The organism is Kaistia defluvii (genome assembly GCF_026343955.1).
Taxonomy (GTDB): Bacteria; Pseudomonadota; Alphaproteobacteria; order Rhizobiales; family Kaistiaceae; genus Kaistia; species Kaistia defluvii.
Genome location: NZ_JAPKNI010000007.1, coordinates 183,905 through 200,086 on the forward strand (window position 1 = coordinate 183,905; position 16,182 = coordinate 200,086).

12 protein-coding genes are annotated in these 16,182 nt (G+C 64.4%); 1 reads left to right on the forward strand and 11 read right to left on the reverse strand.

Annotation, left to right across the window (positions count from 1 at the left end):
• Positions 1 to 69: 69 nt before the first annotated feature.
• From galE to OSH10_RS18085, 11 genes are all read right to left on the reverse strand, one after another.
• The gene (galE, locus tag OSH10_RS18035; protein ID WP_266333343.1) at positions 70 to 1,092 is read right to left on the reverse strand and encodes a UDP-glucose 4-epimerase GalE; all 1,023 of its coding nucleotides are present in this window, start codon (positions 1,090 to 1,092) and stop codon (positions 70 to 72) included.
• Between the two features lie 86 nt (positions 1,093 to 1,178).
• Positions 1,179 to 2,369 carry a polysaccharide pyruvyl transferase family protein gene (locus OSH10_RS18040; protein WP_266333344.1) on the reverse strand — a complete coding sequence of 397 codons (1,191 nt, stop codon included), beginning with the start codon at positions 2,367 to 2,369 and terminating at the stop codon, positions 1,179 to 1,181.
• A gap of 61 nt (positions 2,370 to 2,430) precedes the next feature.
• A complete protein-coding gene (locus OSH10_RS18045; protein WP_266333345.1) occupies positions 2,431 to 3,744 on the reverse strand; it encodes a glycosyltransferase family 4 protein in 1,314 nt (437 codons plus the stop codon).
• Positions 3,741 to 6,014 (reverse strand): hypothetical protein, encoded by a 2,274-nt coding sequence (locus OSH10_RS18050; RefSeq protein WP_266333346.1) that lies wholly within the window; start codon positions 6,012 to 6,014, stop codon positions 3,741 to 3,743. The genes OSH10_RS18045 and OSH10_RS18050 overlap by 4 nt, the downstream gene beginning before the upstream one ends.
• 22 nt (positions 6,015 to 6,036) lie before the next feature.
• A complete protein-coding gene (locus OSH10_RS18055) occupies positions 6,037 to 6,768 on the reverse strand; it encodes a hypothetical protein (RefSeq protein ID WP_266333347.1) in 732 nt (243 codons plus the stop codon).
• An 11-nt stretch (positions 6,769 to 6,779) separates the two neighbouring features.
• A complete protein-coding gene (locus OSH10_RS18060; RefSeq protein WP_266333348.1) occupies positions 6,780 to 8,039 on the reverse strand; it encodes a glycosyltransferase family 4 protein in 1,260 nt (419 codons plus the stop codon).
• Positions 8,040 to 8,041: 2 nt separating this feature from the next.
• Complete coding sequence (locus tag OSH10_RS18065; RefSeq protein WP_266333349.1) at positions 8,042 to 8,872, reverse strand: class I SAM-dependent methyltransferase; 831 nt, start codon at positions 8,870 to 8,872, stop codon at positions 8,042 to 8,044.
• Positions 8,869 to 11,112 (reverse strand): glycosyltransferase, encoded by a 2,244-nt coding sequence (locus OSH10_RS18070; protein WP_266333350.1) that lies wholly within the window; start codon positions 11,110 to 11,112, stop codon positions 8,869 to 8,871. Before OSH10_RS18070 ends, OSH10_RS18065 begins: the two co-directional genes overlap by 4 nt.
• A gap of 92 nt (positions 11,113 to 11,204) precedes the next feature.
• Positions 11,205 to 11,918: a calcium-binding protein gene (locus OSH10_RS18075; RefSeq protein WP_266333351.1), complete on the reverse strand. Its 714-nt coding sequence runs from the start codon at positions 11,916 to 11,918 to the stop codon at positions 11,205 to 11,207.
• A gap of 296 nt (positions 11,919 to 12,214) precedes the next feature.
• Positions 12,215 to 13,609 carry an HlyD family type I secretion periplasmic adaptor subunit gene (locus OSH10_RS18080; RefSeq protein WP_266333352.1) on the reverse strand — a complete coding sequence of 465 codons (1,395 nt, stop codon included), beginning with the start codon at positions 13,607 to 13,609 and terminating at the stop codon, positions 12,215 to 12,217.
• Entirely contained in the window at positions 13,606 to 15,285 is a 1,680-nt protein-coding gene (locus tag OSH10_RS18085) for a type I secretion system permease/ATPase (protein WP_407660728.1), read from the reverse strand. Before OSH10_RS18085 ends, OSH10_RS18080 begins: the two co-directional genes overlap by 4 nt.
• Positions 15,286 to 15,592: 307 nt before the next feature.
• On the opposite strand from OSH10_RS18085, the gene OSH10_RS18090 reads away from it, so the two are divergent.
• Positions 15,593 to 16,156: a MarR family transcriptional regulator gene (locus OSH10_RS18090; protein WP_266333354.1), complete on the forward strand. Its 564-nt coding sequence runs from the start codon at positions 15,593 to 15,595 to the stop codon at positions 16,154 to 16,156.
• Positions 16,157 to 16,182 lie beyond the last annotated feature (26 nt).

A 16,182-nucleotide genomic window follows, 5' to 3' on the forward strand; every position in this document is an offset into this window, starting at 1 on the left:
CCATTCGCCCCTTCTATAGGCGATCTCCGGTCCTTTTGGCCAATCCCGTTGCTCTCGCAAGGCTCTGGGTCAGCCTGCCAGCGCCGGCTCCCGCTTGCTGACGGCAGCCTGGGCATTCTGCTGCAGCGCCAGTTCCCAGCGCAGCGCGTCGGCCACGATCACATCGAGGTCGTCGCGGGCCGGCTTGAAACCCAGGCGCGACCGGATGAGGTCCGTCGCGGCGACCAACGAAGGCGGATCGCCGGCGCGGCGAGGCGCCAGGCGAACCTCGAAATCGACACCGGAGACGCGCTTGACCGCTTCGATCACTTCGAGGACCGAGAAGCCGCGGCCATAGCCGCAGTTCATGGTCAGGCTCTCGCCGCCTTGCTCCAGATGATCGAGCGCCAGAACATGGGCGCGGGCAAGGTCGCTGACATGGATATAGTCGCGCACGCAGGTGCCGTCCGGCGTGGCGTAGTCCTGGCCGAACACGTCGAGATGCGAGCGCTGGCCGAGTGCTGCCTGGCAGGCCAGCTTGATCAGATGCGTCGCGCGCGGGAAAGACTGTCCGGAGCGGCCTTCGGGATCGGCGCCGGCCACATTGAAATAGCGCAGGACGACCGAGCGGATGTCATGCGCCGCCACGGTGTCGCGCAGCATCCATTCCGTCATCAGCTTCGAAGCCCCATAGGGCGAGATCGGCTGCATGGCCGAACTCTCCGCGATGGGGCTGTATTCCGGTTCGCCATAGACGGCGGCGGTCGAGGAAAAGATGAAGTTGCGCACCCCGCCGTCGACGGCGGCGGCGATCAGGGCGCGCGACCGGACCGTGTTGTTGAGATAATAGCCGAGCGGATTGGTCACCGAGTCCGGCACGACGATCGATCCCGCGAAATGCACGATGGCGGTGACGCCGAACTCGCGGATCAGCCGCTTCAGCAGGGCTTCGTCGCCGCAGTCTCCTCGCACCAGCGGCACGCCGTCCGGCACCTGGGCGACGAAGCCGGTGGACAGGTCGTCGAGAACCATTGTCTCGCGTCCCCCGTCGACAAGCGCCAGCACCATGTGGCTGCCGATATAGCCTGCGCCACCTGTGACGAGGACGGTCATATTGAACTCCTGTTTTGGCTCGTCTCTTCAGAAGAAGGTCATGTCATCGAAGGCGGAACGACTCCGCGGCGCGGCATCCCACCGATTCAGGCCACTTTCAGCATGCCCGCGCCACTCGTCCGCGTGGCGCGATCGATCAGCTTATTGTCGATCTTGTTCTCGATCAGGAACTTGCGGGTTTCGTCATAGACGCTGCGCCAGGCAGCGTTGAACGCGTCGTAACGCCATTGTTCCCAATAGTCCTCGAGCACGAAGCCGCCATCGCGGAACACGTCGAAGCTCGGGATCCGGTAGGTCTCGGCGAACTCCGCCGTGCGGCTGTCATAGGTGAAGTAGACCGAGGGAACCCCATTCGCGAGCGCCATCAGATTGCCGTGCAGCCGGTAGCCCAGCACGAGGTGCTGCTCGCGGACCAGGGTCTCGTAATCGGCCACGACATCCGAATAGAACAGCCGCTCGCGATAGAGCCGCTCGATCTCGGGATCGAGATACCATTTCGAGGCCCAGCCATTGGCGCGCAGCGACGCGATCGCCTCTTCCTTCTGCGCGTCGGTGCCGAAGACGAGCTTCTTCTCCTCCACCTCGCCCTGGGCCATGAGCACGGTGTCGAAACGATGGGCCAGCGACTTCACCAAATCGCGGTGAAAAGTCAGATAGCGCTCGATGTTCTGGGCATAGGTGGGCGACACCTCGCGCCGAAGGGTGACGCCGACCTTCTCGATGTCGGCCAGCGGACCGAGCTTGATATTCAGGTCCGGATCGAGCCGCCGGAAGGCCGTGGGACAGCCGACGATGCGGACATTGTGGATCCCGAGATCCGCGAGGACCTCGGCCGAGAATGCCCCGCGCACACCGATCGAGGTGCTGAGATCGGCGATGACGCGGAGCACCTCCTGCGTCGATTCCGACAGCTCCATGCGTCCCTTTACCGGCGCCTGCGCGCCGATGCCAAAGGCGAGCACCGGCAGGCCGAGCTTCTTCAGGACCGCGGCAGTGTCGTGCCAGGCCATTTCGCCGTGGATGTAATTGGAGCCACGGAGCAGAACGTAGTCATATTCCTCGCGCAAGCGGTCGAGACTGGCCCAATCCGGCTTGTTGATCTCGAGGACGCCGATCTTGTCGAAGTTCAGCAGCTTCAACGAGGAATCGAAGACAAACGCATCGCCAATATTGTGATAGCGATCGATCGAACGCTGGACGTCCTGGTACTGGTACCAGCGGACCGAGTCGTGATCGTATATTTCGCCTGACGGCATTATCACCAGCAAACGTGCCATTCCAGCCTCCTCCTTATCCCCCCGGGGATCCGCCCGTTCCGAGCGGTTTGCGCGCAATTGCCTACGCGCGTTCGAGTTGGCCGACCTCGCCGCCATCCGCATGGGAATGGCGGTCGAGAACGGCGCGATAAAGCGCAAGATGCTGCTCGGCGCAGTCGACATGTCCCAGCGGACGTTGCATCGACCCGCGCAGGCTTTCCCAGACATGGCCGTTCGACAGGACTTCGACGAAGCGATCGGCGAGGTCTTCGGGCGAGCCGACGCGGAAATGCAGCCCGTCCTGGCCGTTCCGGACCTTTTCGGCCATGCCGCCGATATTGCTGCAGAGCAGCGGGCGGCCGTGGAACAGCGCCTCCTGGATCACGACGGGCGAGTTTTCCCACCAAATCGACGGTACGACGACCCAGTCGACCGTCTGCATCAGTTCGGGCATCTCGCTGTTCTGATAGGAGCCATAGAAGCGGACGCGGCTGCCCGCGTCGTCGATCAGCTTCTTCATCCGCGCCTGGAATTCGGGCGGCTGATATTCGAGATTGGCGCCAAAGATCATCAGGCGCGAATCCTCGCCCCAGATGCGTTCCGGAACGCGCGCGACCGCATCGATCAGGACGTCGACGCCCTTGAACGGCGTCATCTGGCCGAAGAAGGCGAAGCGGCTGCGCCGCTGCTCCGCGCCGGGCAGAACGCGCGGCGGCGCGGGCTCGCGGATCGCCAGGCCGTTTTCGATGACGAAGAGCTTGTCCGGCGACAGGCCCCAGGCGGCATAGCGCTCGGCGAGAAAGCGGCTCGGCGAGACATAGACGTCGGCGAGTTCCAGCATAGAGCGGACGAAGCGCTCGCGCTTCAGGAAGCTCGCCGGCGCGATCTCCGGAAAACAGCTGTGGCAGTCCGTCGGCGACGCGCGGCGGCAGAGCTGGCCGCTCTTGGTCTTCACCATCTGGCCGTGGTGATGGCAGATCGAGAGGAACTCGTGGAACGTCACGACGATCGCCGCGTCGGGCAGCGCCTCGCGAATGGCGTAGAGTGCCTCCAGGCCGAGGCCGAGAATATGGTGGAAGTGCACGACATGCGGATCGATGTCGCGCACGAAGCGCACGAGATCGCGGCGGATGTCGTCGGTGTTGCGGTTCGACAGGTAGAAGTGGTCGAAGTCGTCGCTGTGAAACAGGATATCCGATGCGCTCTGGCGCAGGCTCATCAAGGCGGTGCCGGCATGGCGCGGGGTCGGCGAGCCGACGCGGGCGAGATAGACCGACTTGATCCCCGCCAGCGCATTCAGTCCCTTGTGCAGGTTGTGCGAGGCGATTTCACCGCCGCCTAGAGACAGGCTCGGATGGCCGTGGCTGATGACGAGGACGCGCAGTTCTTCGGTCATGCCGCCTCCGAATGGACCATGGCATGGATGGTCTCCGCCCAGCGCGCAATGAAGACGGCACGATCAACGCTGCGGGCGTGAACCTCCCAGGCATTGATGCCGTCCCGGGGTGCTTCGGCGCCCAGCACGCGGACACCGGGTAGCCACCACGCCTTGAGGCCCGCCCTCGCCAGCCGCAACGCCAGGTCGAGCCCCTTTTCGCGATTGCCGAGATAGCCATGGCCGTCCTGGCCCAGTGCCGCGATCGAAGCCTTTGACAGGATGCAGCATTCGAGATTGGCGGCCGGCGTGGCGGAGGGGGCGATCGAGTCCAGCGTCGCGGCGGGATAGCCGACATAGTTCTCGGCCAGACCGTCCTCCTCGCCGGAAAGGCGGTATCCAGCCCAGCGGATCGAATCGTCCTCGTAGATCAGCGCCGGCGAGATGATCACCGATGCGTCATGCTCCTGATGCGCCGACCGCAGGCGGCCGAGCCAGCCGCGTTCCGCCGGCACCAGGGCTGCCGAGAACAGCACGACGCGATCCGTCTTCGCGACATTGGCTCCCACGATCAGGGCGTCGAAGACATCGGAAAAGGCGCTGACGGCAACCAGATCGATCGAAAGGCCGTAGAATTCCGCCAGTCGGCGGATTTCGCCACGCAGTTCGCCGATCGCCTGTTCGGGTCCGGCGAGAATGATCGGCGCCACGCGGATCTGCGGATCCAGCGCCATGAGTGCGACCAGGGTAGTGACGTCCGTTGTCTGGTCGTCGAGTCCGATCACCAGGGTGGTGTCGGCGCCGCCTGAAACCAGCGTGCCGACATGCTCGACGCCTTCGACGCCCGCCGGCTTCGTCGCGGCGGAGGCAACCAGAGGGATGAGGTGGCGCTCGACCAGTTCGGAGACGGAGGTTGCGCGGGCGCTGATCGATTTCAGCTGTCGGGTGACGGCCTCGCGATAGGAAACCCGCTTCGGCACCACGGGAAGATAGGCCGGCGGTGCATGGGGGATGGCGAACTCGATATAGATCGGCGCGCTGCCATCGGGATCGAAATCCGGGATGAAGGCCACGAAGCCATGGCTGTGGCGATCCGGGTCGAGCTGCGAAAGGAACGGCGCCTTGCCATCGAAGGCGCGGGTGACGTCGGGCCGATCGATGCGGCTCCAGATCGGCTTCAGGTCGACCGAGGCCTGGCGGCGGCGCAGCTTGATCGCCTCGACGCGGTGGTCGGGATCGAGCAGCCAGCCGCTGATCAACAGGCCGCCCTGCTCGATACGCAGCGCATGATCGATCGCCATCCGCACCGGAAGGGCGAGGGCCGAAACCGTGTCCAGCCCCTCATAGCGGTAGGCCGCTTCGCGCAGCCGTCCGATGACCTCCGCCGAGCCCCGCAACTTGGGCAGGATGGCGCGGGCATAGCCGGGCGTATCGCGGGGCGAGGCAAGCAGGCGCTGCTCGTAAACGTCGGCATAGCGCCAGCCGTCGCGGCTGCGCACATAGACGCGCTGCATGCCAAACGGATCGATCGGCTCGGGCGCCACAAGCAGGGCGGCAAAGCCCTTGCCGTTGTTGTTCAGGTCCTGGCGATCGAAGGCCGCCGCAGTGCATTCGGCGATCTGGGGAGTCGCGCCGCCGATCAGCACGCGGCTCACGCCCGCGCTCATCTCCTGCGACCAGCCCTGCAGGTAGACGTCGCCGTCCTCGAACGCACCGATGATCTCGATGAAGCCGTCGGCCTTGGCGCCCGCCTCGACGAAAGCGGTCATGGCGGCGAGCTTGCGCCGGCTCATCGGGCCCGCGCTCAGCATGCCGATGATCGCGTCGACGACGGCCGGCATTCCAGGCCCTGCCAGATCGCCAAGCGCGCCCGCCAAGGCGGCTGGCCGCATGAGATCCGGCAGCAGCCGATAGGTGACCGACCGCCCCTGCCCGCGGAACGTCACCGCGTTCAGCCGTTCGCCCTTGAGCGGACCGGTGAAGACCAAAGCGACGAACCCGTGCGAAGCCCGGCCCTTGGCATCGACCAGGGGCCAGCTCACGACCGGAGCCTTGCCGGGCAAGGCCGGGTCGCCATTGAGCAGCAGCGGCTGGGGACCATTCATCGGCACGCCGGAGCCAAGGATCAGGATGAGCGTCTCGTTGATCGGGCAGGCGATCGCGGTCTCGACGACCGGTTGCACCGCGCCTTCGCGACGCGACGATGGCCGCGGCGCGCCCTTGGCCGTGACGCCGGCCTCCTTGGGAAGGGGTTCCCTGGTTCCGGGTTCCTCGTCGCCGCGATACATCATTCGGTTCCGGTCTCGATCCAGGTCAGTTGAGGAAAGCAATCAGCGAGGCGCCGGCGCCGACGGCGGCGCCGATCAAGCCGGCGAGCAGGAGCGGCAACGGCTTGGCCTCGCCGCGTCCACGCTTCGCGAGCATGTCGATACGTCCCTCGAGCCCGGCGACGATGCCGTCGAAGCGCATCAGGAAGACCTCCAGCTCGGACAGCCGGCTGACAATCTCGGTCTGCGTCAGCTCGATGTTCTCGAACTGCGCCGGGGGAACCTCGCCGCCTGAGGTCTCGCTGCTGCGCTGGATGCCGCGCTGGTTGAGCTGAAGCTGGCGCTGCGCGGCCATCAGCACTTCGAGCTTCTCCAGCACCCGGGTCAGCGGCGCCGCGATCAGCGCCTCGGCCGCCTGCTCGTCCAGCGTCGGCGCATAAAGGATGCGCTCTTCGCCGGTCGGCGAGATCGCCACAATCGAGAGATCGCGCTGGCGAGCCGTCACGCTCTCCGGCAACGGAATGTCGAAGGCATGCTGCCCGTCACCGACGCCGTTGCGGCGAAGGTCGGAACGCAGCTTGTCGGCCGTCGCCTCGGCGATCTTCTGCGCGCCGAGGGAGACAACGATCTGCATGCGCGCACTCGGCTGGCTGCGATCGAACGCCCAGCCATAGAGACGGCCATTGTCGATCGCGTCGACGCGACCGGCCACGCCGGGAGGCGCCTCGGTGGCCTTGGGCTTCTGCTGCAGGGGAATGGCTTCCGCGGCGGATGGCATGACGTGCTCCTTCAAGCCGGGATCTGGACGCGTGCGAGCGCATCGAAGAGTTTGAGATAGTCCTGCGCGACCGCGTCGATGCTCGGTGGTGAAACCGCATTGGCGGAAAGGCGTCGCCAGAGATCCGGGTCGCCGGCCGCCAGACGCATCGTGCGGGCGAGGTCGATCGGGTCGTCGGGCGCGACGGTGAGCCCGTTCACGCCGTTCCTGATCATCTCGGCCATGCCGCCAATGCCGCTGACGATAACGGGACGTCCCTGCTGCTGGGCTTCCTGAATGACGAGCGGAGCGTTCTCCCACCAGATCGATGGAACCACGACCCAATCAACGGCCGCCATTAGCGCGGGCACGTCCTCGCGACGATAGGGTCCGCGACGGACCACATGCGACGCCGTACGGGCGAAGCGCTCGTCCAGCTCCGACTTGAAGGCGTCGGCCTGGAACGGCGTGCCACCATGAACGCGGAGTTCGAAATCGGTCCCGGACAGGATCAGCCGTTCGGCCGCGTCGAGCAGGACCGTACCGCCCTTCCACGGGTTGAGATTGCCGAAATAGCCAAAGATGCTGCGCGGCGCCCCATCCTCGCGAAGCGACGGCACCCTGCCCTCGCCCGGCTGGCCATTGGAGATGACGTCGATCCTGTCGGCGGCCAGGCCCCAGGCGATAAACCTGTCCTTCAGGAAGGCGCTCGGCGAGACGAAGCGGTCGACCGTCGTCAACAGCGTCTTCAGATAGCGCTCGCGCAGCAGAAACTGGTCGGCCGCGATTTCGGGAAAGCAGCCATGGCAGCGATCCGGCGAAGCGCCATGGCAGCGCTCGCGCCCGGTCGTGCGCATCATCAGGCCATCATGGGTGCAGATCAGATAATAGTCGTGGAGAGTCATGACGATGCGCGCCTGCGGCAGCACGCGACGCACGAGCGCGGGAAACTCAGCGCCGATCAGCAGCAGATGATGGATGTGGACGACGTCCGGCCGGAACTCGAGCAGCAGTTCCTCCAGATCGGGGATCACGCCGTAGAGATCGACCTGGCTCATGAAGAACCGGTCGAAATGGCCGGCCCAGAGCAGGATCTCGTCGACGCCGTTGCCTATGCCCTGGAAGCTGGTGCCCGGCTTTTCGTCGCGGTGAATGCGGTTTGTCGCGCCCAGGAACAGCGTCTCGCTGCCTGCCCGCTGATAGGCGCGGAACAGGTCGTGTGCGAAGATCTCGGTGCCGCCGGGATGCAGGTCGGGATGGTTATGGGCGACGACCAGAATGCGTTCGGCCATGCTCACCCCGTCTTCTCGACAACGAAGATGTCCTGGTAGTGCGCCGCCTTCTGGCCTCGCCAGTGACCCAGGCTCTTCAGGCAGATGGAAAGGCCCAGCCGCTGGATGATCCGCTCGAAGAAGCCGTCATCGAAGCCGACCGCCGAGAGCGGCGCCGTGCGGTCGACCAGCCAGGCGGGTCCGTCCTTTTCGCGCTTGAAGGCAAGGCGCGGATCGCGCTGCGGCAGGGCTCCCTGCGCCGTGTCGTCCAGCACGAAGGCGGTGATGAACAGCCGCCCGCCGGGCACGAGCAGGCGCTTCGCCTCGCGGATATAGGAAGCAATTTCCAGCGGAGGCAGGTGCGTCGCCACCGAGATCATGAAGATGAAATCGAAGCTCTCCGGCTCGAATGGCAGCCGCAGCGCCTCGCCCTTGATCGCGCCTTTCGGATTGTAGATGTGATGCGCGACGTCGATGTGGTCGAAGCGGAAATTGTCATAGACCGGCGTGATGTGCTGCTTGCACCAGGCGATGCCCTCGGCGACGGGATCGACGCCCCAATAGGCCGCGCCCGGGGTCAGATATTGCGTCAGCGGCACGGCGATGCGGCCGATGCCACTGCCGATATCGAGCACGCGATCATCCGGCAGGAGACCGCCGAGCCGGACCAGATGGCCGAGAAACTCGGCGCCGATGGCGCGATAGTCGCCATCACCGACGAAGATGCTGTCGATCGTGGGCTCCGGCAGGAAGCGGTTGGCGAGGACGCTCTGCGTCAGCCAGGCGAGACGCTGTTCGTCGAAGTCCGGCCGGGCCGGCGTATCGGAAACGGGCTTGAGCGCCGTGACGGTCATGCAGCGCTCCTGCGATCGCCGATCGTCTCTTCCGCCCGCTCGGCAACAGGCGGCTCGCCCATCAGCTTGCCGATCACCGGGTCCCAACGCTGGGTATGCAGCCAGGAATTATAGCGGGACGCGATTCCGCGCATGTAGTCGCCATTGCGGCGCATGGAGCGGCGCTCGAGATGGTAGAGGGCGACGCCCGGCTCGTAAGCGACGTTCATGCCGGCCGCCCGTATCTTCAGGCAGATGTCGCTGTCCTCGTAATCGCCGATCACATAATCCTCCGAGAAGCCGCCGACATCCGTGAAGGTCTCGCGCAGCATGACGAGGCAGGCGCCGGTCACGGCCGGTACCTGGCGGGGCGTGTTCGCGGCCCGATGGCCTCCCGGCATGCCCTTGAAGAAGTGATGGTTGAGCCAGGTGCCGCGCGCATCGCGCTGGAAATAGAGGCCGGCATGCTGGAGCGAGCCGTCCTCGAACAGCAGCTTCGGCCCCACCGCGCCGATCCGCGCAGAGCCGCCCAGCTTGTCCGCAAGGCGGGACAGCCAGTTCGGGTCGGTCGGGATCACGTCCGAATTCAGCAGGTTGACGACGAGGCCGCGCGCCAGCCCGACGCCGGCATTGTTCGCCCGCGCATAGCCGCCATTGGCGCTCATCACCGCCAGCGTCATCGGCATCTTGTAGAGGCGGTGCAGCCCGCCGAGCATATGGCTGACATCATCGGCCTGCTCGGGAGAATCGAGCACGAAGATGATCTCGGTCTGGTCGCGCAATCCCGGATCGGTGGCAAAGGCCGCAATCTGGAAGCGCAGATAGTCGAGCACGCGATAAAGCGGGATGACGATCGAGAAGACCGGCTCGGCCGGTTCCTGCCCGAAGTGCTCGACCCTGGCGATGCCGACCGACTTGACGACGCGGCGCTGGATCTCGGCCAGCGCAGGGCCCAACGTCTCCGACAGGAGGGCGCCGGTCGCGTGCTGGAGCGGCACCGAACGCAGCGCCCCCGCCCGCATCGTCGCGGCGTCGATCGGCTGCGGCTTGGGAATGAGATTGACCTCGGCGCCGGATTTCAGCCGCATCCGAAAGCGCGGCTGCAGGATCGGTCCGGCGGGCTTGTCATGCGGCAGATAGGCGATGAAGCCGGTCGCGTCGTCGCGCCCGCTGCCCTCCGCCGTGCCGACGCGGCCGGGAAACAGATGCCAGACCGTATCGAGGGAACGCGTCACCTCGGCGGTGACGTGATCGATCCCGGCAATCAGATCCTGAGGATCGCGAAACCAGCCACCGACCAGCAGGCCACCATCGAGCGACAGAGCCAGATCGACCTCAGCGCCCGGCTGGAAGGCCGCGAGTTCGATGGCTTTGGGAGGCAGGGCCGCCCGGGCCTGCATGTCGATGACGGCGAGACGCGCTTCCTCCGACTTCACGGAAAGCGTGCGCACGAGGAATTCGGTCAGGGCGCCATCATTGCGCCGCGTGCCCCACCAGCGGAGAAAGCTGGCAGGCCGCGCCCCGATCTTGCCGAGCGCACGGATCGCCGTGCCGTTCTCGCCGATCAGCACAAGCGTTCCGGCCGCCAGCGTCGTCGCATTGCCATCGACCAGCAGCGTCATGCCGCGCCTGCCGCTGCGATCGGGCTTGCGGGCGTAGATTTCGCAGCTCAGCCGGCGCACGCCCTGCGCCGTGACCAGATGAGCCGAAGAGATCGCGCCAAGATCCGCGCTGGTCGCGAACTCGATGAGAGCCGTGTCGCGGGTCGGAAGACACGCAAGCGTCGCCGGCGCGTTGCCAGGCTGCAGTTCCTGCGCCAGCAACTGCACGGCCTCGGCGAAGGCGGATGAGCGCGACAGCCGGAAGGCGCCGCACCAGGAGGTAAGGAAGGCCGTCAGCAGCGAGACCCGAGCGCGGCCATCCAGCTCCTCGACCAGGGCGGCGATATCGGACCCGATAAAGGGATCTGCGGGATCCACCTCGACGGAATCGGATGGCCCGAGCGTGCCGGCGGAAACGAGGAGTTGAAGCGGGGTGCGGGCGCGCAGCGCCCAGAGGATGCGCGTGCCGCCATCGACGCGGCCGAGGCGCAGGCTTGCGAGAGGCGCGATGATCTCGCCGTCCTGCCTGGCGCAGCGCGGGGGAACCGAGCAGGGGCCGGGAATGTCCCAAACGACCAGCGACACATCCGAAGCAAGCTTGATGCTGCGGACAGACTCGACCTGGTCGTTACGGGGCGATAACGGGACGATTTCCAGCATGCCGGGCACCTCGGTATCGCAAACTCACGTGGAAACTACTACGGCGCCCGGCGGGAGGGGTCCGGACGCCGTAGGGATCAGCCGACTAATGGTCAGCCAATGACGAAGTAGCTGCTCGGATGGCTGTGAACGTCGTCTGCGTTGACGTTCGCGAGCGTGATGGAATCGCCATTTCCAAGATCAATGACCGTATTGGCGCCGACCTGGGTCGCACGCGCAGCAAGATCATCTGCCGAGGTGATGTCGGTGCCGTTGATGTTCTGCGAGATCTGCAGAAGATCTTCGCCGGCATGGAAGTCGAGAACGACGTCGTTGCCGCCGCCGCCCGTGAAGACGAACACGTCCTGGCCGTTGCCGCCGGTCAGGATGTCATCCCCGGCTCCGCCCGCCAGGATGTCGTTGCCGTTGCCGCCGTTCAGGATGTCGGCGCCATCGCCGCCCGAGAGAACGTCGTCTCCGTTGCCGCCGAGCAGGATGTCATTCCCCGCCCCGCCATCCAGGACGTCGCTGCCATTGCCGCCGTCGAGGATGTCATTGCCCTCTCCGCCGAACAGCTGGTCGCTGCCATTGCCGCCGAACAGCTGATCGTGGCCTTCGCCGCCGAACAGTGCATCGTCGCCATTGCCACCGAACAACAGATCATTGCCGGCGTCGCCATAGAGGGTGTCGTCGCCCGCTTCGCCGAAGATCGTGTCGTCACCCTCGCCGCCGAAGACGAAATCATCGCCAGCGTGGGCGAAGATTATGTCGCTGAAGCGCGAGCCGAATAGGACGTCGTCATACGCCCCGCCTTCTAATGTGGCCATTGAGGTCTCCTATGTCAGTCGCATCTCACCGCCCAGATCAAACTGTCTCAGCGGCCGCCCATCTCTCGCGACCGCTTTGGATCCCGGAAGATATGACGCACTGCACTATAAGCGAACAGCAGATACAATCAATGCCCAAGGCGCTAAATATACTAGCCACATCAAAAATAGACTAATGCAAATAATGACTTATCGAAATATATTTGCACGGTTACTTGTACATCTATAGAACTACATTGTTCGGAATTTTGAATCACATTCATCCGAAAATGCTGCATCGCAGCATAATCAATGGCTTACTCTTCGTGGAAAGCGCCGTTCAGGCTGTCCGTGATCGGGGAGAGCAGATAGTCGATGGCCCGCCGCGGCTTGTTGATGATCAGCACTTCCGCGGGCATGCCTGGGTAGAGCTTGACATCGGGAGCTGACGCCAGCGATTCCGGCAGCACCTCTGCGCGCGCCACGAAATAGGCGGCGCTGGTTCTCTCGTCCACCTCATGGTCCGCGGCGACATAGGTCAGCCTCCCTTCCAGCGGCGCGTGGCTGCGCTGGTTGTAGGCCGTCAGCCGCACCCGCACGGGAGCGCCGACCCGAACGCTGTCGATATCGGTCGGACTGAGATGGGCCTCGATGATCAGAGGCTCGTTCTCCGGCACGATGTCCATGAGCGGCGCGCCGGCGCTGATGGCCGAGCCCACGGTGCGGACCTGCATGTTGACGATCACGCCGGCCTGCGGCGAGCGGACCTCCAGGCGCTGGAGTACATCGCGCGAGGCAATGATCTTCTCATCGACGTCCGCCAGTTCGCCCCGCGCCGTTGCGATCTCGCCCGCAATCTGCTGCAGCCAGTCCGACGCCAGCGCCAGCAGCTCGAGTTTGGCGCCTGCCTTGGCCTGCTCGATCTTGGCCCGGTTGGCCGCCATCTCGCCGGCATTGCCAACCAATTGGCTGGCGCGCGAGTCGAGTTCCAGCAGTTGCGAACGTTTCGACAATCCCTTGGCCACAAGGCCGGCGATGGTGTCGCGCTGTTCCTGCAGCAGTTCGCTCTGGCGCTTCGTCGACTCGATCTGCGCCTTCAGCGCCGCGGCTTCCGCGTCGTGCTGCTCCACCGCCTTGCGCTGGACATCCATCCGGCCAAGCTTGGCAGCGACGCGTGTCGAGAAGAACTTGCGCTCCGCTTCGACGGCATCGCGGGCCGATGGATCGTCGGATTGCAGCAGTTCCTCGGGAAAATCGACCGTTTCGGCTTCGGCCTGCTCGCTGCGCAGGCGGGCCAGCTTGGCCGTCAGCGCAAAGCGACGGGCGGTCAATTGCTGCAATTCCGATCGGGCGCGCGTGTCGTCCAGCAGGATCAGCGGCTGGCCAACCTTCACGGCGTCGCCCTCCTTGACCAGCAGGCGCTTGAGAATCCCGCCCTCGTAATGGCTGACCGTCTTACGCTTGGAATCGACGATGACCGATCCGGTCGCGACCGATGCGCTGTCGAGATTGGCCGAATAGGCCCAGCCGGCAAAGCCACCGAAACCGATCAGCACGGCGAGGACACCCGCCAGGACCGGCGCCCGGAGACTGGGCTCCTTTTCCAGCATCTCCCGCCTGGCCTGACGGAGCGTCGAGGGATAGACGATCGCGGGCACGGCTTCGCGCCGGGCCCTCTCGAGCTCGGTTCGCGTCTGCTTGGGCAATGTCATCGACGATCTCCGCCTTGCGCCAGGGCCGGGCCGGTCTTGGGCGCCGACCGCTCGCCGGTCATCGGGGAAACGATGTCGGTGCGCGGGCCATATTGGGAAACACGGCCATTCTCGAGCACCAGCAGCTTGTCGGCAACCTCCATGATCGCCGGGCGATGCGCGATCATGATGACGATCGCTCCATCCGCCTTGGCCGACCGGATGGCCCGGATCAGCGCCTGCTCGCCGGTAGCGTCGAGATTGGCATTGGGCTCATCGAGCACGATCAGCCTCGGGTGGCCATAAAGGCAGCGCGCCAGCGCCACACGCTGGCGCTGGCCGCCGGAGAGCGTCAACCGCGCATCGCCGACCGGCGTGTCGTAGCCGAGCGGCAGTCGGCCGATCATCTCGTGCACATCGGCAGTTCGAGCGGCCTCGATCACCGCGCGCGGATCGCCGTCCTCCATGCGGGCAATGTTCTCGCGGATGGTTCCGTCGAGCAGCGAGACGGATTGCGGCAGATAGCCCACCAACTGGCCGAACGAGGTTCGCTCCCACAGATAGACGCTGTTGCCGTCGAGATAGACACCGCCAGCCGTCGGCTTGATGATGCCGACGAGCAGTCGCGCCAATGTCGACTTGCCTGCCGCCGACGGCCCGATGATGCCGAGCACCTCGCCGGGCGACAGGCTGAACGAAATGCCCTTGATGATGGGAACGTCCTGACCCTGCGCCGCATAGATCAGCCGGTCGACGACGAGGTCGCCCTCGGCAACCGTGGTCGGCATCGTCTGGCGCTCCGTGCCTTCGCCCTCGAGCAGTTCGCGAACCCGCCTCCATGCTCCGCTCGCCATGATCCACTGGCGGCTGTTCTCGACCACGCTGTCGAAGGGCAGCAGCAACCGCCCCATGACGATGGTCGCCGCGATCATGGCGCCGCTCGAAATCTCCTGACGGATGGCGAGGACGCAACCCAACGCCAGGACGAACAGTTGCATGCCGTAGCGGACGGTTCGCGTCACCGTCGAAATGACCCGGCCGCGACGGTTGCCGGTTTCCAGAAGATGGAGGGCGCTGAATTGAGCCCCCCGCCAGCGAGCCGCAAGCGCAGCCATCATCCCCATGCTCTCGATGGCTTCGGCATGGCGGATCTGTCCGGCGATGCTGCTGATCGCCTCCACGTTTGCCCTGTTAGCTTCACTCAAAAGTCCGCGCGTGAATATATCCATGGCCACGCTGGATATGATCAAAATGAGCACCGAGACGATTCCGGCGATTCCGAACCCTGGATGCAACATGAAGAGTACGGCGAGAAAGATCGGGCTCCAGGCCGCCTCCAGCGGAGCGCTGACGGCATGACTGGTCAGGAAGTTGCGGATATCCGAGAGATCGCGAAGCGCCTGCGCCGCCTTGCCGGCTCCTTCCCGCGCCGAAGCGCGAATGGACGCCGACAGCACAGGCTCGTTCAGCCGACGCACCAGACGGCCACCCATGACCAGGAAGACCTGCGAGCGGATGAAGTCGAGAAAACCGTAAAGGATCAGCGCACCGGCCGCCAACACCGACAGCATCGCCAGCGTATCCATGCTCCGGCTATTCAGCACGCGATCGTGCACCTGAAGCATGTAAAGCGGAACTGTAAGTTGCAGAACATTGATGAAAGCACTCAGGATTGCAGCATAACCCAATCCTGTCATGAAAGACCGCCGGGCCTCTATTGCTACGGCCTGGGGAGGCGTAGCATTCCCCTGCGTCTTCGAAGCTGCAACATTCATCGACGTTGCTTCAATTTTCGGCATAATATTGTATTGCCTTGAAATTGTCATTTCTGAACTTTATCGTTCAGCTTCAAGGGTGTCCAGAACATACATTTAGTCGAAATTTACGACAATCTTACGGAGTTCTTGATTCGATATCGTCTATTGCGAGGGGGAGTCCAATCAGATGATAAGAAGATCCGGAATACTCAGAAATTTGAACTAAATTCAGCAATGCGGGGTTATAATGTCGCGAGAGCTTCTGCAGGCGGCGGTAGAAGGCGAAGAGTCGGACAGCATCTACTCATCGAACAATTCCTCCTCCAGCGTCATCACCGTGGTCACCGAACATGATCGGGGTCACGTGACGCATTTCGAGTTGGCGCGTACGATCGAACGGGTCAACCGACGGTTTACCGACCTGCTTCGGATCGAGATGGGCAAGCTCGGCGTGGGCGATATCGGCCCTGCGCAGGTGATGGTGCTTTTCACCATCGGGAACGGAGAACTGTCGGTTCGTGACCTTCTCGATAAGGGCCACTATCTGGGCTCGAATGTTTCCTACTATCTGAAGCAGCTTGTCGATCTCGGCTATATCGACCGTGTCGCCTCGCAGCGGGATCGCCGATCGGCGCGCATCAGCCTGTCGCAGAAGGGGCACGATCTGTGCAATGCCCTGCGCACGGCCGATGACACCTATCATCGCCTGCTCGTGCGGGACGAAGACGAATCGCGCGAACTCGACAACGCCTATCGCCTGCTCCAGAAGCTGGAGCTCGTCTGGACCAATGCGACGCGATACGGCGCCTAGGCGCCTGGGCGTGGCGTTGAGTCCGA